Annotated in this window: 17 protein-coding genes; 9 read left to right on the top strand and 8 right to left on the bottom strand. The window is 59.2% G+C overall.

Going from position 1 to position 25,555, the window contains the following annotated elements:
• Nucleotides 1-159: 159 nt before the first annotated feature.
• Nucleotides 160-2,214 (bottom strand): transketolase, encoded by a 2,055-nt coding sequence (tkt, locus tag HX823_RS27380; protein WP_177077664.1) that lies wholly within the window; start codon nt 2,212-2,214, stop codon nt 160-162.
• A 175-nt stretch (nt 2,215-2,389) separates the two neighbouring features.
• Between tkt and HX823_RS27375 the strand changes: the two genes are divergently transcribed.
• Complete coding sequence (locus tag HX823_RS27375; RefSeq protein ID WP_038843444.1) at nt 2,390-2,614, top strand: DUF465 domain-containing protein; 225 nt, start codon at nt 2,390-2,392, stop codon at nt 2,612-2,614.
• 431 nt (nt 2,615-3,045) lie between these two features.
• Here HX823_RS27375 and HX823_RS27370 read toward each other — a convergent pair whose 3' ends face one another.
• Complete coding sequence (locus tag HX823_RS27370; protein WP_177077662.1) at nt 3,046-3,948, bottom strand: EamA family transporter; 903 nt, start codon at nt 3,946-3,948, stop codon at nt 3,046-3,048.
• 322 nt (nt 3,949-4,270) lie between these two features.
• A complete protein-coding gene (locus tag HX823_RS27365; protein ID WP_177077660.1) occupies nt 4,271-5,647 on the bottom strand; it encodes a VOC family protein in 1,377 nt (458 codons plus the stop codon).
• 289 nt (nt 5,648-5,936) lie between these two features.
• Here HX823_RS27365 and HX823_RS27360 point away from each other — a divergent pair, with 289 nt between their 5' ends.
• Together HX823_RS27360 and HX823_RS27355 are read left to right on the top strand one after the other, a co-directional pair.
• Nucleotides 5,937-7,346, top strand: coding sequence for an OprD family outer membrane porin (locus HX823_RS27360; RefSeq protein ID WP_177077658.1), 1,410 nt, complete (start codon nt 5,937-5,939; stop codon nt 7,344-7,346).
• A 69-nt stretch (nt 7,347-7,415) separates the two neighbouring features.
• Nucleotides 7,416-10,052 (top strand): glucosidase, encoded by a 2,637-nt coding sequence (locus HX823_RS27355; protein ID WP_177077656.1) that lies wholly within the window; start codon nt 7,416-7,418, stop codon nt 10,050-10,052.
• Nucleotides 10,053-10,112: 60 nt separating this feature from the next.
• Here the strand turns inward: HX823_RS27355 and HX823_RS27350 are convergent, their stop codons facing one another.
• Entirely contained in the window at nt 10,113-10,427 is a 315-nt protein-coding gene (locus HX823_RS27350; RefSeq protein ID WP_038843452.1) for an SCP2 sterol-binding domain-containing protein, read from the bottom strand.
• A 56-nt stretch (nt 10,428-10,483) separates the two neighbouring features.
• Nucleotides 10,484-11,194 (bottom strand): histidine phosphatase family protein, encoded by a 711-nt coding sequence (locus tag HX823_RS27345; RefSeq protein WP_038843454.1) that lies wholly within the window; start codon nt 11,192-11,194, stop codon nt 10,484-10,486.
• Between the two features lie 193 nt (nt 11,195-11,387).
• Here HX823_RS27345 and sohB point away from each other — a divergent pair, with 193 nt between their 5' ends.
• The gene (gene sohB / locus HX823_RS27340; RefSeq protein ID WP_038843456.1) at nt 11,388-12,413 is read left to right on the top strand and encodes a protease SohB; all 1,026 of its coding nucleotides are present in this window, start codon (nt 11,388-11,390) and stop codon (nt 12,411-12,413) included.
• A 310-nt stretch (nt 12,414-12,723) separates the two neighbouring features.
• Nucleotides 12,724-13,161 carry a carboxymuconolactone decarboxylase family protein gene (locus HX823_RS27335; RefSeq protein ID WP_033898184.1) on the top strand — a complete coding sequence of 146 codons (438 nt, stop codon included), beginning with the start codon at nt 12,724-12,726 and terminating at the stop codon, nt 13,159-13,161.
• A gap of 3 nt (nt 13,162-13,164) precedes the next feature.
• Here the strand turns inward: HX823_RS27335 and HX823_RS27330 are convergent, their stop codons facing one another.
• Entirely contained in the window at nt 13,165-15,315 is a 2,151-nt protein-coding gene (locus HX823_RS27330) for a TonB-dependent siderophore receptor (RefSeq protein WP_177077654.1), read from the bottom strand.
• Between the two features lie 214 nt (nt 15,316-15,529).
• Here HX823_RS27330 and HX823_RS27325 point away from each other — a divergent pair, with 214 nt between their 5' ends.
• On the top strand, nt 15,530-19,753 hold the full coding sequence (locus tag HX823_RS27325; protein ID WP_177077652.1) for a leucine-rich repeat domain-containing protein: 4,224 nt from the start codon (nt 15,530-15,532) through the stop codon (nt 19,751-19,753).
• On the opposite strand, the gene HX823_RS27320 is transcribed toward HX823_RS27325, so the two are convergent.
• Nucleotides 19,723-20,673: a helix-turn-helix domain-containing protein gene (locus HX823_RS27320; RefSeq protein ID WP_256350280.1), complete on the bottom strand. Its 951-nt coding sequence runs from the start codon at nt 20,671-20,673 to the stop codon at nt 19,723-19,725. The genes HX823_RS27325 and HX823_RS27320 overlap by 31 nt on opposite strands.
• 140 nt (nt 20,674-20,813) lie before the next feature.
• Between HX823_RS27320 and HX823_RS27315 the strand changes: the two genes are divergently transcribed.
• From HX823_RS27315 to HX823_RS27305, 3 genes are read left to right on the top strand one after another with little or no spacing between them, the layout of a single operon-like run.
• Nucleotides 20,814-22,172, top strand: a complete 1,359-nt coding sequence (locus HX823_RS27315) for a glutamine synthetase family protein (protein WP_177077650.1) — start codon at nt 20,814-20,816, stop codon at nt 22,170-22,172.
• A 25-nt stretch (nt 22,173-22,197) separates the two neighbouring features.
• Nucleotides 22,198-23,286 (top strand): polyamine ABC transporter substrate-binding protein, encoded by a 1,089-nt coding sequence (locus HX823_RS27310; RefSeq protein ID WP_033898190.1) that lies wholly within the window; start codon nt 22,198-22,200, stop codon nt 23,284-23,286.
• A complete protein-coding gene (locus HX823_RS27305; protein ID WP_177077648.1) occupies nt 23,283-24,575 on the top strand; it encodes an FAD-binding oxidoreductase in 1,293 nt (430 codons plus the stop codon). Before HX823_RS27310 ends, HX823_RS27305 begins: the two co-directional genes overlap by 4 nt.
• A 59-nt stretch (nt 24,576-24,634) precedes the next feature.
• On the opposite strand, the gene HX823_RS27300 is transcribed toward HX823_RS27305, so the two are convergent.
• Nucleotides 24,635-25,528, bottom strand: coding sequence for a LysR substrate-binding domain-containing protein (locus HX823_RS27300; protein ID WP_038843462.1), 894 nt, complete (start codon nt 25,526-25,528; stop codon nt 24,635-24,637).
• Between the last annotated feature and the right edge of the window lie 27 nt (nt 25,529-25,555).

The following is a 25,555-nucleotide window of genomic DNA, read 5'->3' as shown; positions in this document are numbered from 1 at the left end:
GGTGCCGAGTGTTGGGGCGAAGCGTTTTTGGTTACTTTTGGCGCTCTTCCAAAAGTGACCCGCTGTAAGAGCGGAACCATAAGTAGCCGTTACCGAAGAAACGGATATGTACCCGATCAAAAAAATCCCCCCGCATTCGCCCGTAATCCCACTTTTAGCTCAACCCTGAATCAATTGAACCTGCGATAAAGCCTGCTTCACCACATTCTCAACGGTAAACCCAAACTTCTCCTGCAACTTGGCCAACGGCGCCGACGCGCCAAAGCTGTTCATCACCACCTTGGCCCCGGTCTGCCCGACATACCGGTCCCAACCCAATGGCCCAGCCTGTTCCACCACGACCCGCGCCTTCACCGCTGGCGGCAACACGCTGTCGCGATACGCCTGGTCCTGATCTTCAAACAACTCCCAACTCGGCATGGAGACGACCCGCGCGGCAATCCCTTCATTCTCCAACTGTTCATACGCCGCCACCGCCAAGCTGACCTCGCTGCCGGTCGCCAACAGAATCACCTTGGGCTCGTCGGCACTCGCCAACACATAAGCCCCCTTGGCTGCCCCGGACGCCGCCGCATACTTCGCACGATCCAACGTCGGCAACGGCTGGCGCGACAACACCACACAGCTTGGCCGATGGGTTTGCGCCAAGGCGACCTTCCACAGCTCCAGGGTTTCATTGGCATCGCCGGGCCGCAGTGTCAGCAACCCCGGTGTGGCGCGCAGTTGCGTGAGGTGTTCGATCGGCTGGTGCGTCGGCCCGTCTTCACCCACGCCAATCGAGTCATGGGTAAACACAAACACCACCGGCAATTCCATGATCGCCGCCAGGCGGATCGGCGGTTTCATGTAGTCGCTGAACACCAGGAAGGTCGAGGTGTATGGGCGCAGGTAGGACAGCGCCATGCCATTGGCAATCGCGCCCATGGCATGTTCGCGAATGCCGAAATGCAGGTTGCGCCCGCTGTAGTCATCGGCACTGAAACGCCCGGCACCATCGAAGGTGAGGTTGGTCTTGGTCGACGGCGACAAGTCTGCCGAGCCGCCAAGCAGCCAGGGGATCTGCTGGGCGAAGGCGTTGAGCACCTCGCCACCTGATGCACGGCTGGCTACGCCCTTGGCATCGGTCTCAAAGCTGGGAAGTTGCGCCTGCCACTGTTCCGGCATCTCGCCCGCGCGCATGCGGTGCAGTTCATCGGCCAATTGCGGGTCGAGGTCGGACAGGGTCTGGTTCCACTGTTGATACAGCGGTTCGGCGCGTTCCAGCAGAGCGTCACGCAAAACAGAACGCGCGTCATCGGGCACCAGGAAGCTTGAATCCTGCGGCCAGCCGTAAGCGGCCTTGGTCAGGCGGATTTCTTCATCGCCCAACGGTTCGCCATGGGCGGCGGCGGTGTTGTGCTTGTGGGGAGAGCCGTAGCCGATCACGCTGTCGACCACGATCAGGGTCGGTGCGCCGGTATTGCTTTTGAAGGTCTCCAGCGCGGCGCTCAAGGCCTGCAAGTCATTGGCGTCGGTCACGTGCAGCGTGTGCCAGCCATAGGCCTGGAAGCGCTTGATCACGTCTTCGCTGAACGCCAACTCGGTGTGGCCTTCGATACTGATGGTGTTGTTGTCGTAGATCCAGCACAGGTTCGCCAGCTTCAGGTGGCCGGCCATCGACGCCGCTTCGCTGCTGATGCCTTCCATCATGTCGCCGTCACCGCACAGGGTATAGACGTCGTAGTCAAACAACACCTTGCCATCGCGGTTGAAACGCTCACCCAACCAGCGCTCGGCCATCGCCATGCCGACGCTGTTGGCGCAGCCCTGGCCGAGTGGCCCGGTGGTGGTTTCCACGCCAGTGGTCATGCGGTACTCGGGGTGGCCCGGCGTATTCGAATCGGCCTGCCGAAATTGCTTGATGTCGTCCAGGCTGATCGCCGGCTGGCCCGTGCGCTTGCCATGGGCATCGATCTCTACCACACCGGCCAGGTGCAACAGCGAATACAGCAACATCGAAGCGTGTCCCACGGACAACACAAAGCGGTCACGGTTGGGCCAGTCGGGATGCTCCGGGTGATAACGCAGGAAGCGACTCCACAGCGTGTAACCCACCGGCGCCAGGCCCATGGGCGTGCCTGGATGGCCGGAATTGGCCTTCTGCACGGCGTCCATGGCCAGGGTGCGAATGGTGTTGATGCATTGGGTGTCGACAGCGGTGGCGGCATGAGTCATGAAACCGGTCTCCCTCGAATGGCTATCTAGAGTGGAGGGCAGGGCGCCGCAAAGGTTTGATCCAAACACCTGCGCCGCGACGAACGGGGCAGTATTGACCCCGAACATGACAAGACCCCTCGCAATGGTCTAGCTTCTAGGGCGTAAGCCATTGATCAACGTGCGGAGGTACGCCATGCCAGTGAAACACGACCTGTATCTGGATTTGGGGAAGAGCAAGGAAGAGGTTCACGAACGCAGGGCGAGCGACAAACGCCTGGACTCGCTGCTCACTCAATACGATGACGCTGACAAGGAAGTGCTGAAGGCTGAATCGGCAAGCGCCAGCGATGAGGATGTGGAGAAACTGAAAAAGAAACGGCTGTTGATCAAAGACGACATTGTGGCGAAGTTGGGTTAGGCGATGGTCCGCGCTCCTACAGGGCGCGGACACATTTGTTCAGAATTGTCTGAAGGACAGGGCGGCTTTCACTGCCTATGATGCCCACCGCCCACCCGGCTCTGGGGACTGTTGCGGCGCAAGGATTGCGCTGGTGAGCCGGGTGGGTACTTTATCGGGGCGACGTTGAGCCGAATCGGTCGGGTTTAAATCCGTACCCTGAGCACGCTGATCTGACATAGGTTTGGCGGCCGTGTGCTAGCGCTTGAACGCCAAGCCTAGGATTTCCGAGATCTCAACCCAGCCACCAAATTGAGCTACGGCCCCCATCGAACGGATAGCTTCTTCAGCATGCCCAATCTGGCATCGCAAGCAATAGAGCAATGCACTTGTCTCGAATACTGCCTTCATCTCATTTCGCATAATGATGCTTTCATAGATGCTTTTCGGCTCTAATGTTTTTTTGCATTTAATGATGTGGCGGTGGAGGTATCGTAAGCAAGGAGTATCGCTAGTATGCCGGCTGTTGTCATGAGGAGTGCCAAGGATAACTTGGGTATTGTCTGCTCGTAGAAAAATATGCCGATACTGAACAGTGTGAGCGGTAGTATAAACTGTAAAAACCCAGTTACCGATAGTGGTATTTTGTTAGTGGCAAAAGAAAACATCAGCAGTGGCGTTACGGATACCACGCCAGCGATCAAGATTAATAAGTTTTGGTAAGAGGATGCATTGGGTTGAATGATGGTGAAGTTGAATGCCCAAGTGGCGAGAGTCAGAAGTACGGACAAAAAAAGCGTTTCTAGAAATAACCCACTTACTGCGTCTAATGAGGTGGTTTTTTTTAGATACGTATATGAGCCCCATGTCGTGGCGATCAGCAGGTAGGTCCAGTGATTTAGATTTTCACTGAGGAGAACGAGAGATACGACCGAGCTAAGCGCAACGATGGTGGACAGCATTTTTCGCGGTGTGATGGGTTCATGGTAAATCAAGCAGCCCATTCCAATAGAGATGAAAGGAGCTAGAAGGTACCCGAGACCACTTTCTAATAGATGTCCGTTGAGAGATGACCAAATGAAGGCTCCCCAGTTGAAAGCAATCATTGTTGCGGCTGCGCAGTGCGTGAGGATTAATCCTGGTGTAATGTTTTTAAAGTGGTCAAGTCGCCTGAATACAAGTAGGAGCAGAGCGAGAGTGGCGCTGGATAACATGACCCTGTACATAAGTAATGTTATGTATGAAAAATCGCTCAGTGCTTTCCAGTAAAGAGAAGATGCACCGAGGAGCAAGTTTGCAAGTCCAGATAGACCTGCTGCCAGGTGTTGTCGGTCTATCTTCCTTGGAAAGTTCATGATTTGTTATTTTGTTTTATGGGTTTGGGTGTTGCATGGACAAAATATTCTTCCTCTTTTAATGCAGTGCACTTCAGAATATTCGTGGCTATTGTCATGATATCTCCTGTTCGACACGATTAACGCTGTACGGGGATCACGTACTTTCAGCTTCGTCTCGATTAGGATTTATCTCAAACCATGGGCTTCCTAAAAACGTGTAGGTTGTTTCTGGCAACGACCTTTCCGGGATATTAGGAGGGATTTACAACTGAGGGGCACCCGGCTCTGGGGACTGTTGCGGCGCAAGGATTGCGCTGGTGAGCCGGGTGGGTACTTCATTTCAGGCCAGCAGTGCCTTTGTGCAGTCATCAATTGAGCGCTGCTGCGTCTCTTCATACAGTTTCAATTCATCAATGGTCCGACGGCCCAGCGCCTTTTCAAATTCGGCTTGGTTCGAATTAGCCGCGTAGTGACTCTGCGCCGCATCTCCCAGGTTCGACTGGAAAATCCCCGCCGCACTCACCGGCAGAAAATCTTCATACACCAACGGCTCCACATCAATATGGCCCGCTGCGATCAGTGCTTCAAGAGTACGCGGTTGCTCGGCCGCACCGCGCGCCGCCAGGCCCTGTGCGGTGGTGAAGTAGCGGAAGTACGCCAAGCCCTGTTCACGCATCTGCGCGTGGTTATCCGGGAAGGCCTGGAAGTGATGTTCCATCAATTGCATATAACGTGCGGCGTTGCCCTCATTGGGGAAAGCGCCCAATTCGTCGCGCGCGGCGTTCAGCAACTGGTCGTACAGCGCACGGCCTTTGGGGGTGAGCGCCACGCCGCGTTGTTCGATTTCGCCGAAGCGTGCGCTGTGGCTGCCCTGGGCGTCGGTAAAGGCGATGGGTTCGTCGAGGGCCTTGAAGCTGGTCTGACGCAGCAGGATCGGGCACTGGCGGCGCGACGGTCCCTCGATCACGGCTTTTGGCGTGATGCCTTTGCCCGGCATGGCAGCCTGGACCTGGTCGATGTCCAGGGTGCGCGGGGTCAGGTGGTTAATGTGCGGGCCTTTGAACGCGACCACGTCGGCGATCAGGCGGTGCTGGTCGCTCAGTTGCTGGTACTGCGCGCTGGTGACGGTGGCGGTGTGGTGCCAACGGAAGGTTTCCAGGGCCTGGCGGATGAACTCACCGGCGTCCGCAACGTTGAGGCCGCCGTCTTTTTCAGCTTGTTCGATCAGCGCCAAGGCGCCGGGGGTGAAGATCGAGCGTTTGGCCAGGGCGGTTTCGGCAAAGGCGCGCAGGTCGGGGTTCTCGATCAGTTCCAGGCGCAGCAATGAGGTGAACACGCGAAACGGGCTGGTTTGCAGCGCCTGTTCATGCACGGCGCGAAATGCGGTGGAGTGCACGGGTACGCCAGCCGGTGTCAGGTCGTAGTAGCCCACCGGTTGCATGCCCATCACTGCGAACAGGCGGCTGATGGTCGCCAGTTCTTCTGCCGTGCCCAGGCGGATCGCGCCGTGGCGTTCCATGTCCAGGCGCTGGATTTCGCCGGTGCGTTGCAGCTGCTGCGCCAGGTGCGGCTGGGTGTCGAGCACGTGGGCATTGGTCTCGGCCACCAGCTCCATCAGCGCGCCATACAGGGGAACTTCATCTCGGTACATGTCGGACATGGCCTTGGAAAAGCCCTTGCGGATCTCGTCTGGGCTGACATGTGAATTGGTGGGCATAGAAAAATTCCTGATGGCGATGACGATTGAGGTGACCTTTTCCTGGATTTTGTTGAGCGCAAGGCACGCTTGCAAACGAAGAATCCTCAGGACTTCATTCTGCAAATGAATGAGATGACGTGAATATGACAAAAAACAGCCTGTGAGAAATTTCATTTAAGGACGGTTTTCCTAACTAATTCTTCACGGAGTCCGCCCCGGTCGGCATGAAAGAATCGTCACGTTTGCAAGGATGAAAACGCCGTTATGCACACCAGACACATAAAAAAATGTTTAGGGGCTGTCGTTAATGAAAATTTCTACACTGGCGTTGTCGATCACCGCCGCCGTTCTTGCACAACAGGCATTCGCTGATGATTTCGGGCTCGGTTCGCTGGGCACGGGCAACGGTCACAGCGGTTTCCTTGAAGACAGTCACGCGGCCATCAGCTCGCGGACCATGTACTACAGCGCGGATAACCGCTCGGGGACCAACAACGACCTGCGCGAAACTGCAACGGCGCTGCGTTTTGACTATAAATCCGGCTTCACCCAAGGCACCGTCGGCCTGGGGTTTGACGTCATGGCCTTCGGCGCGCTGCGCCTGGACGGTGGCGATGGCCACACGGCGGGCGCGGGCCTGTCGGGTAACGGCAACAGCTTCTTCCCGACCAAGAACAACGGCACCGAACCTGCCGACTCCTTTGGTCGTGCGGCGGGCAATGTGAAGTTCCGCGTTTCCCAGACCGAGTTGCATGTCGGTGGTGGCTTGGCGCCGGTGCTGCCGATTTTGGTGTCCAACGACAGCCGCGTAGCGCCGCAGACCTTTGACGGCGGCATCCTGACATCCAACGACATTCCCAACGTCACCTTTACCGGCGGTGAGTTGAACCGTGCCGAAGGCCGTGCCTCCAGCAACTCCACAGGTCTGAGCGTGGCCGGTGGGACGCGCGACAGTGACAGCTTCAAGTTCGGTGGGGTGGACTACAAGCCGTTTGGTTCTTCCGACAACGTCATCGCGAAAAACCTGACGTTGCAGTACTACTACGCGCAGTTGCAAGACTTCTACAAGCAGAACTACTTCGGCCTGGTCCACGTCTTGCCGCTGGGCAATGACCAGTCGTTCAAGACCGACCTGCGCTATTTCGACAGCAGCAGCGACGGCAAGAACGGCGAGAGCGGCTACCAGTTCAACAACAATGGCGGCTACGCCAAGCACGCCGGCGAAGTGGACAACAAAACCTACAGTGCGGCCTTCACCTACCAGCTGGGCGGCAGCAGCTTGATGCTCGGCCACATTGGCGTGGGCGACGATGGCGGCTTCGTGTGGGTGAACCAGGGCAGCCTGGCCGATCCGCATGCACAAGGCGCGGGCGGCAGCGACTTCTACCTGTTCACCGACGCCGTGGTCGGCCAGTTCTCCCGCGCGGGCGAGCAGGTCAACTTTGGCCAGTACTCGTATGACTTCAAGGCCTACGTTCCTGGCTTGAAGGCATCCGTGGCTTACCTGGACGGTTCGGACATCAAGTCGAAGGTCGCCGGTGGCCCTGACCAGAAAGAAAACGAAGCCGACTTCCGCCTGGACTACGTCGTGCAGGCCGGTCCTCTGAAAGGCTTCGGTACGACTTTCCGTACCGGTACTTATCACGGCAAGAACACCGGCACTGCCGACCAGGACCAGACCCGCCTGATCTTCAACTACACCTACGCCATCTTCTAAGTCTTCATGTGCACCCGGGCGTCATTGGGCTCTACACTGCCTCTCATCTGGTAGGCGATGGAGGACCCGATGACGGCCACACCCGACAACCGAATACGTGCAACCCTCGAAGGCCAACGCCTGGCGCAGCAGGATGCCGAGCGTTGGCGCGAGTGGGGCCCTTATCTGAGTGAACGCCAATGGGGCACGGTGCGCGAAGACTACAGCGCCGATGGCGACGCCTGGACCTACTTCCCCCATGAACACGCGCGCAGCCGCGCCTATCGCTGGGGCGAGGATGGTTTGGCGGGTTTCAGCGACAAGGCGCAACGCTGGTGCCTGGGCCTGGCCCTGTGGAACGAGCGCGACGCGATCCTCAAGGAGCGCCTGTTCGGCCTCAACAATGCCGAGGGCAACCACGGTGAAGACGTCAAGGAACTGTACTTTTTCGTCGACGGCGTCCCAAGTCATGCCTATATGCGCATGCTCTACAAATACCCCCATGCCGCCTTTCCCTACGCCGACCTGATCAGCGAAAACGCCCGCCGTGGCCTGGCGGATGCCGAGTACGAGATCCTCGATACCGGCGTGTTCGAAGACAACCGCTACTGCGATGTCAGCGTCGAATATGCCAAGCATCAGCCCGACGATATCTTCATGCGTGTGACCGTACACAACCGTTCTGACCAGCCAACGCGTGTGCAGGTGTTGCCCCACCTGTGGGCGCGCAATGACTGGAGCTGGACCTTCGACGCACCCAAGCCGCAGTTGACGCTGGACGGCGAGCAGGTGCTGGCGCGTCATCATGAATTGGCGGATCGCCATCTCAGCGCCTGGGGCCAGGACGGGATGGAGTGGTTATTCTGCGAGAACGAAACCAATATTCCCCGGCTGGATGGGCAGGCGGCGCCGGGGCCGTTCAAGGATGGAATCAATGATTACGTAGTCGGCAGTGACCACGCTGCGATTCGACGCAACAGCGGGACGAAAGTCGCCGCGCGTTTCATCCTCGACCTGGCCGGCCTGGAAAGCAAAACCCTCTACCTGCGTTTTGCGCCGGTCGACGCGCCGCCAGTCAACGCCCGCAAGCTGTTCGAGCAACGCCGCCAAGAGGCCGATGACTTCTACGCCGCCTTGCAACACGGCATCGCCGATGAGGACGCGTGCAATGTGCAGCGCCAGGCCTTGGCCGGGTTACTGTGGTCCAAGCAGCTCTATTATTTCGACGTGAACCAATGGCTCGACGGCGACCCGGCACAACCCGCGCCGCCGCCCGAACGCCTGCATATTCGCAATACCCATTGGCGGCACTTGTCGAACTTCGATATCCTTTCCATGCCCGACACCTGGGAATATCCGTGGTATGCATCGTGGGACCAAGGCTTCCAGGCAGTGGCCATGGCATTGATCGATCCGGGGTATGCCAAGCAGCAACTGTTGCTGCTGGTGAAAGATCGCTTCATGCACCCCAACGGCCAGTTGCCGGCTTACGAATGGCGCTTCGACGACGCCAACCCGCCGGTGCATGCCTGGGCCAGTTGGCGCGTCTATCAACAGGACAAGGCGCTGACCGGCGTCGGCGATATGGATTTTCTGGAGCGGATTTTTCACAAGCTGCTGTTGAATTTTTCCTGGTGGGTCAATCGTAAGGATGCCGAGGGGCGCAATCTGTTCCAGGGCGGCTTCCTCGGGCTGGACAATATCGCCTTGTTCGACCGCTCGGCCGCGTTGCCAGCGGGTTACCAGCTGGATCAGGCCGACGGCACGGCGTGGGTTGCGGCGTATGCGCTGGACTTGATGCGCATCGCCCTGGAGCTGGCCAAGCGCAATGGGGTGTATGTCGACATCGCGGTGAAGTTCTTCGAGCACTTCCTGTATATCGCCGGCGCCATCAACCGCGTCGACGACGGCGCGGAAGGCCTGTGGGATGAGCAGGACCTGTTTTTCTACGATGTGCTGCACCGCCCCGATGGCCAGAACGAGCCGGTGCGCCTGCGTTCCATCGTCGGGCTGATGCCGCTGTTTGCCGTGCTGGTGCTGGAGCAGCGCGAGCATGAAGGCCTGGAAGGGTTGCGCGAGCGTTTGCTGGGCTTCATGAAGCACCGTCCGGACCTGGCCAAACTGGTCTCGCGCTGGAACGAACCGGGGCAGGGCAATCGCCTGTTGCTGGCGTTGCTGCGTGGCGAACGCACCAAGGACCTGCTGCGACGCATGTTGGATGACAATGAGTTCCTGTCGGCGTTTGGTGTGCGCTCTCTGTCCAAGGCGTTCGCCGAACAACCGCTGGCGTTGAAGATGAACGGCAATACCCTGTGCGCGCGCTACCAACCTGGCGAGTCCGACTCGCGGCTGTACGGCGGCAACTCCAACTGGCGCGGGCCGTTGTGGATGCCGGTGAACTACATGCTGATCGAATCGTTGCGCGAATTTCACCGCTATTACGCCGATAACTTCTCGGTGGAGTACCCGACGGGCAGTGGTTATCTGTCATCCCTGGAGGAAGTGGCTGACAGCCTCAGTCAGCGACTGACCCGGTTGTTTCTACGCGATGAGAATGGCCTGCGGCCGTCGATGGCCGGGTATGCGCAGCTGGAGGCTGACCCGGAGAGTCGCGACCTGGTGTTGTTCCACGAGTACTTTCATGGCGAGACCGGGCGCGGGTTGGGGGCTTCGCATCAGACGGGGTGGAGTGCGTTGGTGGTGTTGTTATTGCAGCCAAAAATCTAAATCACACCGCAGAATAAAATGTGGGAGCGGGCTTGCTCCCACATTTGAGCTTCAGCGGATTCAGGAAGGGAACAGTTCGCTCAGCTTCATCGCCAGCATCATGTCGCCTTCGGTGCGCAGTTTGCCGCCCATGAAAGCCTGCATGCCGTCGGTAGAGCCGTCGACGATGCCTTCCAGGGTTTCGCTGTCCATGACCAGGGTCACTTGGGCGTCTGGGTTTTCGCCTTCCTGCAGCTCGCAGGTCTTGTCTTTGACGACCAGGGAAAAGTTCTTGGTTTCGTCGATGCGGAAACCGAACACCAGGTCCAGGCCGTCGGCGGCGGCTGGGTTGAATTTGGCTTTCATTGCTTCTACAGCTTTGGCTACGTCAGTCATGGTTTCGATCCTTTAGGGTAGAGTCCAGTGACCTTGGGGTCACGGTTGGCCGCAGTTCATCGGAACGTGATGAGCTGCGGCGCCTTCAACAGTTGCAAGTGGGCATGACTGTTGAAGGAAGCCAGTGCCACCTCGCGACCGCGGAATTTCAGCTGGTTGAGCGAGGTGTTAACAATTTGCCAGTTCAGTTCGAACGCTTGCGCGGCAGGCATCCGGGTAATCAGGTGGAGCAGGGCGGTGATGGTGCCGCCGGAGGTAAACACGGCGATTTTCTGCGCGTTGTCCGCCACTTCAAGAATACGTTGCAGGCCACCCTGCACACGTTCCACAAAGCCAAGCCAGCTTTCCAGCCCTGGCGGGTCGTAGGTGCCGGCCAGCCAGCGCTCGATGATCAGGGCGAAAATGCGCTGGAATTCGCTGCGGTTCTGCGCGGCGTTGCGCAGGATCTCCAGGGCTTCGGGTTCGGTGGTGAGCAGGTCGGGGAGCAGGGCGCGGATGATTGCGTCGGCATCGAATTCGTTGAAGGCGCTGTCGGTTTCCAGTGCTGGTACCGGCAGGCCCAGGGCGCTGTACTGATCGAACGCGGCAGTGGCGGTGTGCTGCTGGCGGCGCAGGTCGCCGGCCACACAGCGGTCGAACACCAGGCCCATTTCCGCCAGGTGGCGGCCGAGCACTTGTGCCTGCTCCACGCCGACGGGCGACAGGACGTCATAGTCGTCTGCACCGAAGGAGGCCTGGCCATGTCGAATCAGATAGATGCTGCCCACGTCCGTTTTCCCGGTACGTTGAAAGTCTGGCGAGGTTATGAGGATGCCTGCGAGCTGTCAATGAAAAAACATACGCTTGTTTTAAAGGCTCGTTAGAGGGCGCCTGGTGGCGGTTTGAGCACTGGCTCCCGGCAAGCCCCGTCGGTATGCTTGGGCAATCCGCGCCTGGCGCACCGCACTTGTAAGGAGAACTATGGATTTTCTGGCCGAATACGCGAGCTTTCTGGCGAAGACCGTCACCCTGGTGGTCGCTATTCTGGTGGTACTGATCAGCTTTGCGTCGCTGCGCAGCAAAGGTCGTCGCAAATCCGCCGGCCAATTGCAGGTGAGCAAACTCAATGACTTCTACAAGGGCCTGCGTGAGCGCCTGGAATCGACTCTGCTCGACAAAGACCAGCTCAAGGCCCTGCGCAAGTCCGAAGGCAAGGCCGAAAAGAAGAAAGGCAAGCAGAAAGCCGAGGCCAAGCCACGGGTGTTCGTGCTGGATTTTGATGGCGACATCAAGGCCTCGGCCACTGAAAGCCTGCGCCATGAAATCACCGCCCTGCTGAGCCTGGCCACGCCGAAGGATGAAGTGGTGCTGCGCCTGGAAAGCGGTGGCGGCATGGTTCACAGCTACGGCCTGGCTTCGTCGCAACTGGCGCGTATCCGCCAGGCCGGCGTGCCGTTGACCGTGTGCATCGACAAGGTGGCGGCCAGCGGCGGCTACATGATGGCGTGCATCGGCGAGAAGATCATCAGCGCACCGTTTGCCATCCTCGGCTCCATTGGCGTGGTAGCGCAGTTGCCTAACGTCAACCGCCTGCTGAAAAAGCACGACATCGACTTTGAAGTGCTGACCGCCGGTGAGTACAAACGCACCCTCACCGTGTTTGGCGAAAACACCGAGAAGGGTCGCGAGAAGTTCCAGGAAGACCTGGACATCACTCACCAGTTGTTCAAGAACTTCGTCTCGCGTTACCGCCCACAGTTGGCCATCGATGATGTCGCGACCGGAGAAGTGTGGCTGGGTGTTGCAGCGCTCGACAAGCAACTGGTCGATGAACTGCAAACCAGCGATGAATACCTGGCCACCAAGGCCAAGACCGCCGAGGTGTTCCACCTGCACTATGCCGAGCGCAAGAGCTTGCAAGAGCGCGTGGGCCTGGCGGCGAGTGGCTCGGTGGACCGGGTGCTGCTGAGCTGGTGGAGCCGATTGACCCAGCAGCGATTCTGGTAAATCCAGATTATCCCGTCGCGGGCACTCGCTCGCAGACGGGGTGTTTGAGCCATTGCCTGTATAGACCCAGCCCTTTCAAGGTCTTTAGGTAGACATGGCGATAAGTACCCTGTGGCAGTGTTCGCCGTTAATGGGAGGGCATCAGCCAGATATCGCCGGTTTTTCAAAGACCTTGAAAGGGCTGCTGTATAGATTGAAACACCCTCCCCAGGAAGAATTGGTCACCCACTCTTCCCCAAAATTGGATATTTCTCCCCAGTGCCTCGGTGGCTAACCTAGCGGCCAATCCCCACCGTTCTGGAGCAATACCATGCAAACCCGTACCGATTTCTACACTGCCTCCCCAGACGCCATGAAAGCCATGCTCGCCCTGGAAGCCGCCGTCGGCAAACTGTCCATCGAGCTGCCCCTGCTGGAGCTGGTCCGCCTGCGCGTCTCGCAGATCAACGGCTGCGCCTTCTGCCTCGACATGCACACCGCCGACGCCCGTAAAGGCGGCGAAACCGAGCGCCGCTTGTACACCGTCAGCGCCTGGCGTGAAACACCGTTCTTCACCCCGCGTGAACGCGCCGCACTGGCCTGGGCCGAAAGCCTGACCCTGATCAGCCACACTCACGCCCCGGACGAAGACTTCAACGCCCTGGCCGCCGAGTTCAGCCCTCAGGAGCAAATCGACCTGAGCGTGGCCATCGCCACCATCAACAGCTGGAATCGCCTGGCCGTGGGTTTCCGCAAGATGCCCAAGTAAGCGTCAGAAGTTGACCGAAGCACTCAGGCGCGCCGTCAACGGCGCGCCCTGGAACAGATAGTCATCGCCCATGTACTCGCCCGCGTCGCGCCAGTAGCGCTTGTCGAACAGGTTGTCGACGCTCAGGCGGAACACCGTTTCATAGCCGCTCACCTTGGTGGTGTAGCGGCTGCCTAAGTTCACGACTGCGTAATCCCCCACCTCGACATTGCCGCTACGGTTGGCGTACTTCTTGGCGCTGTATTGCACGCCGCCGAGTACCGCCAGGCCGTTCACCCAAGGCAACGCGTAATCGGCATACACACTGGCACGCAGCTTGGGCACGTTGATCGCTTGGTGGTCCTCATAGTCGGCAGTACCGCTGCCGCTCACCCGCGCGCGAATCGCCGCCACGCTGGTTGCAATCTGCAGGCGCTCGGTGGCCCAGCCGTTGGCCGACAGTTCCAGTCCGGTGTTTTTTTGCTCGCCTTGTTGCACGTAGTCGAATGCGCCGGTGCCGTCCGGTTTGGCGTATTGGTAGGCCTGGCGGGTCTGGAATACAGCGGCGGTGAAGCTCATGCGGCGCCAGTCGTATTTAACGCCGGCTTCGATTTGACGTGAGGTGGTGGGGGCCAGGGTTTCGCCGTCGTTGCGGGTCGTCCAAGGTGCCTCACCGCCCAGGGACAGGCCTTTGCTGTAGGTTGTGTACAGCGACACGTTTTCCACCGGTTTGTAGATCAACGATGCCTGGGGCAGGAACTCGTATCGCTGGGTGTGGCGTTGTTGATTGCCGTTTTCGTCGAAGGCTTTTTCATCCAGACGCACTTCACGGCCCCCGAGGATGGTTTGCCATTGCTCGTTGAAGCGGATGCGGTCGGTGACGAACAGGCCGTACTGGCGGCTGTCGAGGCGCTTGTGTTTGTCGTTGAGCGGCACGTCGGTGGGGGTGAAGGTTGGGGCGTCGACGTTGATGTTGGAACTGCCGATGTATTCGTTGACCGATTTGCGCTTGTCGACCACCCGGCGGAAGGCGCTGGTGCCGAAGGTGAGTTCATGGCCCAGGCTACCGGTGTCGAACAGCCCGGTCATGGCTGCCTGCACTTCGTCGTCACGGCGAGTGTCGTCGGGGCTGCGGTAGTCGTAGATGTCGTAGTCGCCGGTAGGGCTGAAAAAGGCGGTGCCGCAATCGGTCACGTAGAAGCAACCATAGGCAAACGAACTGTAGTCATCGATCACCACCTTGCTGCGGGCGGCGCTGACACTGCCTTTCCACTGATCGCTGAAGCGGTACTCGAACTTGCCGTTAAGGTTCAGTGAATCAATGCCCACTTGCTTCGAACCGCTCTGGTGGCCCAGCAGTTTTTTTGGCGAGGCGTCGTGGGGCACTTCGGTGCCGCCCAGCAACTGGTAGCCCGGCACCGAACGTTGTTGCTTGTTCTGGTATTCCGCATCCAGCTGCAACACCGCGTCAGGGCTGATGTTCCAGTCGAACGCCAGGGACACAAAATCGCGCTGGCCATTGGCGTGTTCCACATAGGAATTGAGGTCTTCATGGGCCACGTTGGCGCGCAGGCCGAACTGCTGCTCGCTGCCAAACCAGCCGCCGACGTCGGTGGCGAGGTAGCCGCTGCCGCGATCGTCGGTGGAGACGGTCACCGAGCGCACATCTTCCGGGCGCTTGGTCACGTAGTTGATCACGCCGCTCGGCTCGGAAATCCCGCTTTGCAGGCCCGCCAGGCCCTTGAGCACTTCCACCTGTTGTTTGTTTTCCAGGGCGACGTTCTGCTCGCCCGTGATGGTGCGCCCGTTGATCTTGTAGCTGCTCGCCGCGTTCAGCGAGAAGCCGCGCACCACAAAATTCTCGTAGTAGCCGATGGGCGCGTAGCTGTCGCCCACCGAGGCGTCGTTGCGCAGTACTTCGCTGAGCAGGCGCGCTTGCTGGTCCTTGATCAGTGCGGCGTTGATCACCGTGATCGAAGCGGGTGTGTCCAGCAGCGGCGCGTCATCAAAGCCGCCCACCGAGGCGGTTTCACTGCGGTAGCCGGATTCATCCTGGCCCTGGACGTTCAACGCCGGCAGCTCGATTTCAGCCGCCAGGCTGTTGCCGATACCGCCGCTGAGCAGCAGGCCGAGGGCGAAACGTGAGGTAACGACGGGACGAAAACGCAAAACCATGGGGGCAGGGCCTTAAAGCGCGGGGCGGGGGGCGCATAAGCTAGGCATATCGGCTGTTTATTACAAGGCCGAGTGCAGGGCGAGGCGTCACGTACGGGCCGCGAACTACAGAATGTATCGTCTTCAGGAGCGCTTTGGAGGGCGCTTTGCTGATCTGCCGCTCAGGCAGGCGGCGCTAAAGTCGCAGGCTTAAATTGCAGATGGAACTGATGACATGACACTCTCCGCCTCACAAGACAATGCGCTGGCGCCACTGAACCGTGCGCTGCAAGACAGCCTGGTACTGACCCCGGCTGAGCATGGCGCAACATTGATACGCCAAAAATGGGGGGACGACGTTGACCCCGTCACCACTCAATTGGTGACTCTGGACTACGACTACCACGGCCATCCACCCATCAACGGTGTGCATCAGGGCCAGATTCGCTTCCGACAGTCACTGGTACAGGCCTTGCTCAGCGATTATCAAGCCGTGGCTGATGATCGTTTTGGAGAAACCGCCTTTGGCTTTTACACACCGCCAGCGGTAGGGCCAGAGATAAAAATCGTCAAGAATGTCGATGAGTTCGCCTACGTGGGCAGTGGTAATCACAGGGACTACGAGGGCATTTACCGTCGCAGCGATCCGCAGACTTACGGGCCTTCGACGCAGCTTGCGATCACTGCGGCGGACTACAAGAAATGGGTGTGGCTCCTCGAATACAAAGAGCTGTATCAGGACTACCTGGATCGTACGTTGCCATCGGACGCCGTGATAATGGGGAGCGCACCGTACCCTTTGCGCACCTCGATGAAGACGGCTTTTGTCATGGTTGCCTTTCTGCAACGGCTTGAGTCCAGTTTGACCCTGGCGGGCTTGCAGTTAGCATTGTCGGCGGCGGGGCTGGGAGATAACGAGGTTGAGTTTTCTGCCATCGACAAAACCCAATTGGAGCAACGTACGCACCCGGCGGCGCATGTCGAGGTGTCCCGGCTGGTGATCTACCGCTACACGGCGTGTGATATTTGGGTATTACGTCACCGTGTCAGCGCAATGGTGTTGCTGTATGTGCCCGGCAATTCGTCGCCGCTCCATCAGTTCGCAGATGTCAAGGCGTTGCGCGCATGGATTGTAGAACAGGGCAAGGTGCGAGAAAAAAGAACCGCTCTGGCGGAGCACTTCGCCAAGGACGACCGCATTGACGGCACTTTTCATGCCGGTGTACTGACGGCACTGGAGGCCATGGCCGAGTATCCGCGTCAACATCACCTGACCCGAGACTCCGGATTTTTCAACAATGACGGTTATTGGAACCCCGACGATTACATCACGCTGGACATCGTCCCCAACTCAGTCGATCCGTTTGCCGAACTGGTCAAGGTGTTCAAGCAGACAAGCCTGACCACTGCCCAGGAAGCGATACGCGATGATGCCGATGTCAATCGCGACAACTTGGCAGCGGTGGTCAACCCTGTCGTCGGATGGCTCAACCGCTGGGGCGCTCTGGCAATTTTCTTCCCCGGCGGTGAAGGGTTATTGGGCTTGGCCGGGCTGATTCAAGCCGCGCAAGGTGTGTCTGAAATCCTGGGTGCCGAAGGTCGCGATCAGGTTAACGAAGGCGTAACACGCACAGTCTTTGGCTTGCTCAATGCACTGCCGCTGCTGATCAAGGGCGGTACGGGGCTGGCAGACTCTGTGAGCGAGCCGTCGCGGGAACCCGCAGTATCTGACAAGACGCCGGCAGAGCCTGAAGCCCAGGAAAAACCAGCTGTTCAGTCGTCAACGCCTCAACCCGAGCCCCATGATGTGTTCATCCCACCCGGGGCGGAAGGGGTGCCAATCTCGCAGTGGACCCGTCCACAATTGATGCGTGGTTTTGGGCGAGCAGTGGAGGGCCTTTCGGACGAGAGGCTTGAGCTAATCCGTCAGGTCAGTGGCGTGACCGATGAACAATTGCGCCTGCAACTCACCACGGGTGCCCGACCCCAGGGGCTGCTGGCCGATACATTGCTGCGTTTCAATATCACCCAACGGGTAGAAGCCTATATCGTGCAACTCGGTAGCAGTGAGCTGCCACTGGGTGATATGCACAGATTACGCTGGTTGACGACGGATAAGGCGTGGCCGGCCGACGTCGGCTTGAGGCTGAAGGAGGGGGATCGTATCATCTGGGAAACGGGGACAACCGTGGCCAGGGGCGATGTGTTGACCATTGAAACAAAAAGCCCGTTTTTCCGGTCTTTGGCGCGTCGTCTGAGCGAGCAGGAAACCCGGCGTTTATTGGGTGAACTCCTGATGCCAGAAGCCCCTTACCCCTCTATTGACGTAAGGGTCCGACTGCTGCGCCTCAAGGCCCAGGCGATCGTTCGTGAACAGCGCGTATCCATGTTTGAGCGCTATTACCAAAACGTCACAAGCCCGCAGAGTGATCTGCAGAAAGCCCTCGGGCATGAATACCCATCGCTGCCTTCATCGATACTCGATCAACTATTAGCCTCACAGCGATTGAGCCCTGACAGCACACTGACCCTGGGCCAGATCAAGGCGTTGCTACAGCGCCTGGAACCGCAAGTGGCAGCCAGTGAGCAGGAGTTGCGCCTGGCTCGTGCATATGAAGGGGTCTATCTGAATACGGTACGCAATGCAGACAGCGACACGCTGCTGCTGCACAGCGCCCAGCGTATGCAGGGCTGGAGTCCTCGGCTGTCGATTACGGTCCGCGAAGGGGCGGCCAATGGGGCAGTGCTGGATCGGATCGGCGCGCCGTCCCTTGCAGAACAACGCACGATCATTCAGGAGGGAAATCTCTACAAATGCCCTGATTCAGTGCTGCAACCAGGCTATACCACAGACGATTTTGCCGACGCGATTTTACACAACCTGTCGAACGCAGAGTTAACCCAAATGGGTGTGCGGGCCGATAGCCTCGAACACTTCAAGTTCATGCTACGGCGCAATATCCTGGGTAGGCGCGATTTGGAAACGGTACTGCGTCGCCAGCAATTGCGAACTCCGTTTTTTGAGCCTGAAGAGGGCGGGTTGCGCGGCGGCGCAGGGGGCGTGCCAAGGGAAGTCCTGCAGACCGACAGAATGCTGGTTGACAGTTACATTCCGGGTTTCACGGATCAACAGGTCAGTGAGTTTATGGGCTGTTTCGATTGGCCTGGTGACGCGCAAGCCGAATTGCAGCGTATCAAGGATTCTGAGGCAGACCTGGAAGTGTGTCTTCAAGATTGGCTGCGGGACGACGTTCTAGAGGATGATTATTACACTAGCCTGGATGATCCTGACGCCGAAATTGATGAGCAAGACAAGCAAGCGTGGATGGACCGCGAGGGGGTATCCCGAAATGACATGAACGAGAGGCTCCGTCAGCTATACACGTGGCGTGGTCCGGACGCTCTCAAGGTCTATCGCGATGGTCGGATGGTTGGCTTCAAGTTTATGTTTGACGCTACACCTGAGGGCGGTTTTCCACGTCTGAACCCTGGCAGATTACCCAACGCACCTTTCGATGAAAGATTCGTCGAGTTCAACTCAGTGGTCGAGCTGAGTAAACCAGCGGTAATACAGGGATCGCAGCTTCACCTTTATTTAGGTTGCTTTCCACGTCTTGACACGCTCGAGCTTCAAGGCATTCCCGATGCCTTGATCCCGACCGATGTAGCAAAAATGAGCCGTTTGAGACACCTGAAGTTGACCGACGGGGCGCTGCAGATGGTGCCGGATAATAATGCGCTGCTCGGCAAGCTGACAACGCTGAAGTCACTTGACCTAAGCGGTAACCCCTTGGGGGCGGCGCCATCGATTGATACGCTGCCTGAATTACGCAGCCTCAGGCTTGATCGAACAGGGCTAGTGGATATTCCCCAAGCATTGGTTAACCGTAGGTCGCTGGAGTTTCTGGGGCTGGCGGGTAATCGGTTTACCTCTATTCCCCGAACGCTTGATTTAAGGTGGGGGCTGGACCTGAGCGAAAATCCCTTTGACGATCTGAACACCCTCCAGCGTCTGCTCGCGTTTCGCCAGGAAACCGGTTTCGAACTATGGATCGACACCAGCGCTGCGCCGCTGAACCAACCGGATGCCTGGGTCAGGGGCTTGCTTGAGCCTGATGCGGTCGCCAGAACGGCGCTATGGCAAAAAGTGGTGGCGCAGGAGCGGGGGGCCGATCCTCGCATCCCAGGCTACCTGTCGCGCTTTGCCAGAATGTCCATGACGCTCGATTACCGAGTGGGGTATGAAGGCTTGCGGAACCGACTGTGGGTATTTCTCAAGCGAGTTGCTTATGCGGATGAGCCACTTCGAATACGCCTACGCGGGATCAATCAGGATTTGGCGCAAACGGAAAACCCAAGAGTGCTTTTTGAAAGCCTCGAGCAGGCCATATTGAATTACGATGCCCTGAGGCAAGGCCATCCGATGTTTCAGTTGCCTAAACGTGCACGATTGGAATAACCGCACGCTGACGCTACAGCGGGTGAACGGTGATTCGGGTGGTGTTTCAGGGTTTCGCTGGGAAGCTCTTTGAACAGCGCTCGATAACTGCTGGAAAACCGCCCCAAATGCCAGAACGACCAGTTCATCGCGACCTCGGCCACGGTGGTGTTGGCGCCACTCAACAACTCCCGCCGTGCGCCGTTCAACCGGCGCAACCGCAACCACTGCGCGGGGCTCATGCCGGTGTAGGTTTTGAACCCCTGCTGCAACTGGCGCAAGGGCACACCGGCAATCTGTGCCAGTTCCAGCAGGTTCACGGATTCATCCGGCGCATCCGCCGCCCATTCGCCGATGCGTGCCATCAGCCGGCGTTCTTCGCTGCGTCGCTGCAATGAGCTGCGGTCCAGACCCACGCAGGCGTTGTCGAGGATAAACAGGCAGTCATCGAGCAGTTGCTGGGTGAGGGCGACGGGGTCGATTTCTGTAGACAGCCGTGTCAGCGTGCCACTCAGCCAGCGGGTGAACAGCGCATTCTGCTGGCAGTTCAGCGGCGCCATGAACAGGCCTTCGAGTTTCGCCACATCCAGCCCATGGCGTTGCACGAACTGCGGCCCGAACACCACCGCCACTTCTCGGTAGTTTTCCGGGGTGATCCAGGTGTTGTGGCTTTCGCCATTGAGCATGTACAGCGCGTTATCGCTGCCGTCGAAACAGAACGCCAACGAGCCTGGCGGTGCATTGAAATGCTGCTCCACGCGGGTGTTCATGCACTCTTCGTACACCTCCACGCCTTGCAGGTCGAGGTAGCGGATCTGCCCGGCAAAATGCCCTGGGGACATCTGCTGGTACTGCTGCACCCAACCGGGTGTCGCATTGCATTGAGCGGCCACATCACCGGTGGTGAAGGCCTGTACGCGCAAAGCTGTTGCCTGTGTCATGGGTAACCTGGGCGCACTCTATTGGTGCGTTGTGGGTCGTGCAAAGTGGATAGATGCCGCAGGGGCGACGGCATCAAGATAGACCTCAATGCGCCAGGAGTACAAGCCGGCGCATGCACCCAACCCATGACGAGGTCCTTATGAACGCCCCCTTCGATCAGCTGTCCGCCTGGCTGAAAGAACACAAGATTACCGAAGTCGAATGCGTGATCAGTGATTTGACTGGCATCGCACGCGGCAAGATTGCGCCCACCAACAAGTTCCTGCATGAGCGAGGCATGCGCCTGCCGGAAAGTGTGCTGCTGCAAACGGTAACCGGGGACTTTGTCGACGACGACATCTACTACGACCTGCTCGACCCGGCCGATATCGACATGGTCTGCCGCCCGGTGTCCAACGCCACCTATGTGGTGCCGTGGGCCATCGAACCCACGGCGATTGTGATCCACGACACCTTCGACAAGCAGGGCAACCCTATCGAACTGTCGCCGCGCAACGTGCTGAAGAAGGTCCTGCAGTTGTACACCGACCAGGGCTGGCAGCCGATCGTCGCGCCGGAAATGGAGTTCTACCTGACCCAGCGCTGCGAAGACCCGGACCTGCCGCTGAAAACCCCGGTAGGCCGCTCTGGCCGCGCCGAAACCGGTCGCCAGTCGTTTTCCATCGATGCGGCCAACGAATTCGACCCGCTCTTCGAAGATGTCTACGACTGGTGCGAAGCCCAGGGCCTGGACCTCGATACGCTGATTCACGAAGACGGCCCGGCGCAGATGGAAATCAACTTCCGCCACGGCGATGCCCTCGACCTGGCCGACCAGATCACTGTGTTCAAGCGCACCCTGCGCGAAGCCGCGCTCAAGCACAACGTGGCCGCCACGTTCATGGCCAAGCCGGTGGCCGACGAGCCGGGCAGCGCCATGCACCTGCATCAGAGCGTGGTCGACATCGCCACCGGCAAACCGGTGTTCGTCGACGCGGATGGCAACAAGAGTCAGCTGTTCCTGCACCACATCGGCGGCTTGCAGAAGTACATTCCCAAGCTGCTGCCGATGTTTGCGCCCAACGTGAACTCGTTCCGCCGCTTCCTGCCGGACACCTCGGCACCGGTCAACGTCGAGTGGGGCGAAGAGAACCGCACCGTTGGCCTGCGCGTGCCCACCTCCAGCCCCGACGCCATGCGCGTGGAGAACCGTTTGCCCGGCGCCGATGCCAATCCCTACCTGGCAATTGCGGCTAGTCTGCTGTGTGGCTACCTCGGCATGATCGAGCAGATCGAACCCAGCGCGCCAGTGGAAGGGCGTGCCTACGAGCGCCGCAACCTGCGCCTGCCGTTCACCCTCGAAGATGCGCTGGCACGCATGGAGGATTGCCACACGGTCAAGCAGTACCTGGGCGACAAGTTCGTGCGGGGCTACGTCGCGGTCAAGCGTGCCGAGCACGAGAATTTCAAGCGGGTGATCAGTTCCTGGGAGCGTGAGTTCCTGCTGTTGAGCGTCTAAAAAAACCAAAAAAAGGGGTGTCGATATGCGTCTTGTGAAACAACTTCTCCCGCTGGCCCTGGTGGCCGCATTCAGCAGCGCCAGCCAGGCGGCGCCGACGGTCAGCGTCTATAACTGGACCGACTATATCGGCGAGACCACCCTGGCCGACTTCCAGGCCAAGACCGGGATCAAGCCGATCTACGACGTGTTCGACTCCAATGAAACCCTGGAGGGCAAGTTGCTCGCCGGGCGCACCGGCTATGACGTGGTGGTGCCGTCCAACCACTTCCTGGCACGCCAGGTAAAGGCTGGTGCGTTCCTCAAGCTCGACCGCGCGCAACTGCCCAACTTCAAGAACCTCGACCCCAAGCTGCTCAAGCTGCTGGAAAAAAATGACCCCGGCAACGCGCACTCGGTGCCTTACCTGTGGGGCACCAATGGCATCGGCTATAACGTCGACAAGGTCAAGCAGGTGCTGGGCATTGACCATATCGATTCGTGGGCGGTGCTGTTCGAGCCTGAGAACATCAAGAAACTCAACCAATGCGGCGTGGCCTTCCTCGACTCGGCGGACGAGCTGTTCCCGGCGATTCTCAACTACATGGGCAAGGACCCGCGCAGCGAGAACCCCGAGGACTACAAGCAGGCCGAGGCCAAGCTGCTGACGTTGCGGCCGTACATCACCTACTTCCATTCTTCCAAGTACATCTCGGATTTGGCCAACGGTGATATCTGCGTGGCCTTCGGTTATTCCGGCGACGTGTTCCAGGCCGCCAACCGCGCCAAGGAAGCCAAGAACGGGGTGAACATCGCCTATTCGATTCCCAAGGAAGGCTCCAACCTGTGGTTCGACCTGCTGGCGATTCCCGCCGACGCGAGCAATCCGAAAGAAGCCCATGCCTTTATCAACTACCTGCTCGACCCTGAGGTGATCGCCAAGGTTAGCGCCTCGGTGGGGTATGCCAACGCCAACCCGGCCGCCAAGGCGTTCATGGACCCGGAACTGGTGAACAACCCTGAGGTGTACCCGTCTCAGGAGGTGCTCGACAAACTCTATATTTCCACCACGCCGACCCCGGCGACCATGCGCCTGATGACCCGCGCCTGGAGCAAAGTGAAGACCAACAAATGATGCCGTCGACTGACCACGCCCGGTCTTACTACCGGGCCACGGCCAACGCCCTGACGGAGCGCCCCGCATTGGGCGCCGACCTGACCGCCGATGTGTGCGTGATCGGCGGCGGGTTCACCGGTGTGAATACCGCCATTGAACTGGCCCAGCGTGGGCTTTCGGTGATTTTGCTGGAAGCCCGGCGCATCGGCTGGGGCGCCAGCGGGCGCAATGGCGGGCAGTTGATTCGCGGTATCGGTCATGACGTGTCGGGCTTCGCCAAGTATGTTGGCGGGGAGGGCGTGCGTTACCTGGAGCGCGCCGGCATCGACTCGGTGGCGTTGGTGGGCGAGCGTATTCGTGAGCACAACATCGACTGCGACCTGCGCTGGGGTTTTTGCGAATTGGCCAATACCCCGGCGCAATTTGCAGCGTTCAAGGGCGAGCAGGCGCACCTGGCGGCGCTGGGCTATGCCCACCAAACCCACCTGATGGGGCCGCAGGATATGCCGCAAGTGGTGGGCTCGGCGGTGTATGCCGGAGGCTTGGTAGACATGGGCTCCGGGCATCTGCATCCGCTGAATCTGGTGCTGGGTGAGGCGCAGTTGGCCGAATCCCTCGGGGTGCGGATTTTCGAACATACCGAAGTCCTCGAACTGATCCACGGCGACAGGGTGCAGGTGCGCTGCGCTGGCGGCAGCGTGCGTGCCGACCACCTGGTGCTGGCGTGCAATGCCCATCTGGAGGAACTGGAGCCGCGCTTGAGCGGCAAGGTGCTCCCGGCGGGCAGTTATATCATCGCCACCGAGCCTTTATCCGAGGCGATGGCCAACCAGTTGATCCCACAGAACCTCGCGCTGTGCGACCAGAAAGTCGGCCTGGATTATTACCGGTTGTCCGCTGACCGCCGTCTGTTATTCGGCGGCGCTTGCCATTACTCCGGCCGCGATCCGGCGGACATCGCCGCCTATATGCAACCGAAAATGCTCAAGGTGTTCCCGCAACTGGCCCATACCGCCATTGAGTTCCAGTGGGGCGGCAAGATCGGCATTACTGCCAACCGCTTTCCGCAGGTGGGCCGGTTGAAGCAGTACCCGAATGTGTTTTATGCCCAGGGCTATTCCGGGCATGGGCTGAACGTGACCCACTGGTGCGCCAGGCTGCTGGCCGAAGGTATCCACGCCGGCCACAGCACGGGCCTGGATATTTTCAGCCAAGTGCCACACATGACCTTTCCGGGTGGTAAGGCGCTGCGCTCGCCGCTGCTGGCGTTGGGGATGTTGTGGTATCGGTTGCGGGAATTGATCTAACCGACACCACAATCTAAATGTGGGAGCGAGCAAGCCCGCTCCCACAGTTTTGAACGGCGTCAGGCCTTGGGCTCCGTGAGTACCTTGCGGAAGGTTTCCACCAGTGGCCGCAGGTTGATCCGATGCCACGCCGCCCACAGCGGCGTGGTGTAGCTCAGCCATGGCAACTCCCGCAACACCACGCCGGGCGGGGCATTGCGGCTCAGGCCCTTTTGCACCATGGCCACGCCCAGGCCCGAAGCGACCAGGCCCAAGGCGGTAAACGGTTCACCGGCTTCCATGGGGATCTGCGGGGTGAAACCGGCGCGGATGCAGGCGGCGATAAAGTCATCGGTGGGGTGTGCGCCGGGTTTGCGCTGTACGCCGATCCATTCCTGATCAGCCAGGTGTTCGGGCAGCAACTCGCTTTGGCGTGCCAATGGGTGGTGTTCAGGCAGGGCCAGCAGCATCGGGTCATCCAATACTTGCAGTGCGATCAGGTCGGGATCATCGTCGGCCGGCGGCTCGTTCACCAGCGCGATATCCAGGCTGCGCTGGCGCAGGCCTTCCAGTTGTTCGAGAGAGGGCAGGTTGTACAGCTTGATATGCACGGTGGGGCGGTCGTCGCGCAGGATGCGCAGGGCATTGGGCAACACACCGGCATGCATGGCGTTTTCGATGTAGCCGATGCACAGCCCACCTTCTTCACCACGGCCCAGGCGCTTGCCCAGGGACTCCAGGCGGTTGGCGTGGGTCAGCAGCGCTTTGGTTTCAGCCAGGAAGGTCTGGCCGTCACGGGTCAGGCGGATGCGTTGCTGGCTGCGTTCGAACAGGGTCAGGCCCAGGCGCTCTTCCAGCTGGGCTATCTGCCGGCTCAGCGGCGACTGGGAGATGTGCAGGCGTTCGGCAGCACGGCCGACGTGTTCTTCTTCGGCGACCACTTCGAAGTAGCGCAGTTGGCGGAGATCGATCATGTTAGACCTACGAGGACTCAAGTTGGT

The organism is Pseudomonas sp. P7759 (assembly GCF_013386445.1).
GTDB classification, from domain to species: Bacteria; Pseudomonadota; Gammaproteobacteria; order Pseudomonadales; family Pseudomonadaceae; genus Aquipseudomonas; species Aquipseudomonas azotoformans_A.
This window is presented reverse-complemented; position numbering and strand designations above follow the sequence as displayed.

Bases quoted from the DNA above. Each gene is read 5' to 3' on its own strand.
- HX823_RS27365 (WP_177077660.1), bottom strand. From the start codon at position 5,647: ATGCCCACCAATTCACATGTCAGCCCAGACGAGATCCGCAAGGGCTTT.
- HX823_RS27330 (WP_177077654.1), bottom strand. From the start codon at position 15,315: ATGGTTTTGCGTTTTCGTCCCGTCGTTACCTCACGTTTCGCCCTCGGC.
- HX823_RS27300 (WP_038843462.1), bottom strand. From the start codon at position 25,528: ATGATCGATCTCCGCCAACTGCGCTACTTCGAAGTGGTCGCCGAAGAA.
- HX823_RS27360 (WP_177077658.1), top strand. From the start codon at position 5,937: ATGAAAATTTCTACACTGGCGTTGTCGATCACCGCCGCCGTTCTTGCA.
- HX823_RS27320 (WP_256350280.1), bottom strand. From the start codon at position 20,673: ATGACACAGGCAACAGCTTTGCGCGTACAGGCCTTCACCACCGGTGAT.
- sohB (WP_038843456.1), top strand. From the start codon at position 11,388: ATGGATTTTCTGGCCGAATACGCGAGCTTTCTGGCGAAGACCGTCACC.
- HX823_RS27325 (WP_177077652.1), top strand. From the start codon at position 15,530: ATGACACTCTCCGCCTCACAAGACAATGCGCTGGCGCCACTGAACCGT.
- HX823_RS27370 (WP_177077662.1), bottom strand. From the start codon at position 3,948: ATGAACTTTCCAAGGAAGATAGACCGACAACACCTGGCAGCAGGTCTA.
- HX823_RS27305 (WP_177077648.1), top strand. From the start codon at position 23,283: ATGATGCCGTCGACTGACCACGCCCGGTCTTACTACCGGGCCACGGCC.
- HX823_RS27355 (WP_177077656.1), top strand. From the start codon at position 7,416: ATGACGGCCACACCCGACAACCGAATACGTGCAACCCTCGAAGGCCAA.
- HX823_RS27310 (WP_033898190.1), top strand. From the start codon at position 22,198: ATGCGTCTTGTGAAACAACTTCTCCCGCTGGCCCTGGTGGCCGCATTC.
- HX823_RS27335 (WP_033898184.1), top strand. From the start codon at position 12,724: ATGCAAACCCGTACCGATTTCTACACTGCCTCCCCAGACGCCATGAAA.
- tkt (WP_177077664.1), bottom strand. From the start codon at position 2,214: ATGACTCATGCCGCCACCGCTGTCGACACCCAATGCATCAACACCATT.
- HX823_RS27350 (WP_038843452.1), bottom strand. From the start codon at position 10,427: ATGACTGACGTAGCCAAAGCTGTAGAAGCAATGAAAGCCAAATTCAAC.
- HX823_RS27375 (WP_038843444.1), top strand. From the start codon at position 2,390: ATGCCAGTGAAACACGACCTGTATCTGGATTTGGGGAAGAGCAAGGAA.
- HX823_RS27315 (WP_177077650.1), top strand. From the start codon at position 20,814: ATGAACGCCCCCTTCGATCAGCTGTCCGCCTGGCTGAAAGAACACAAG.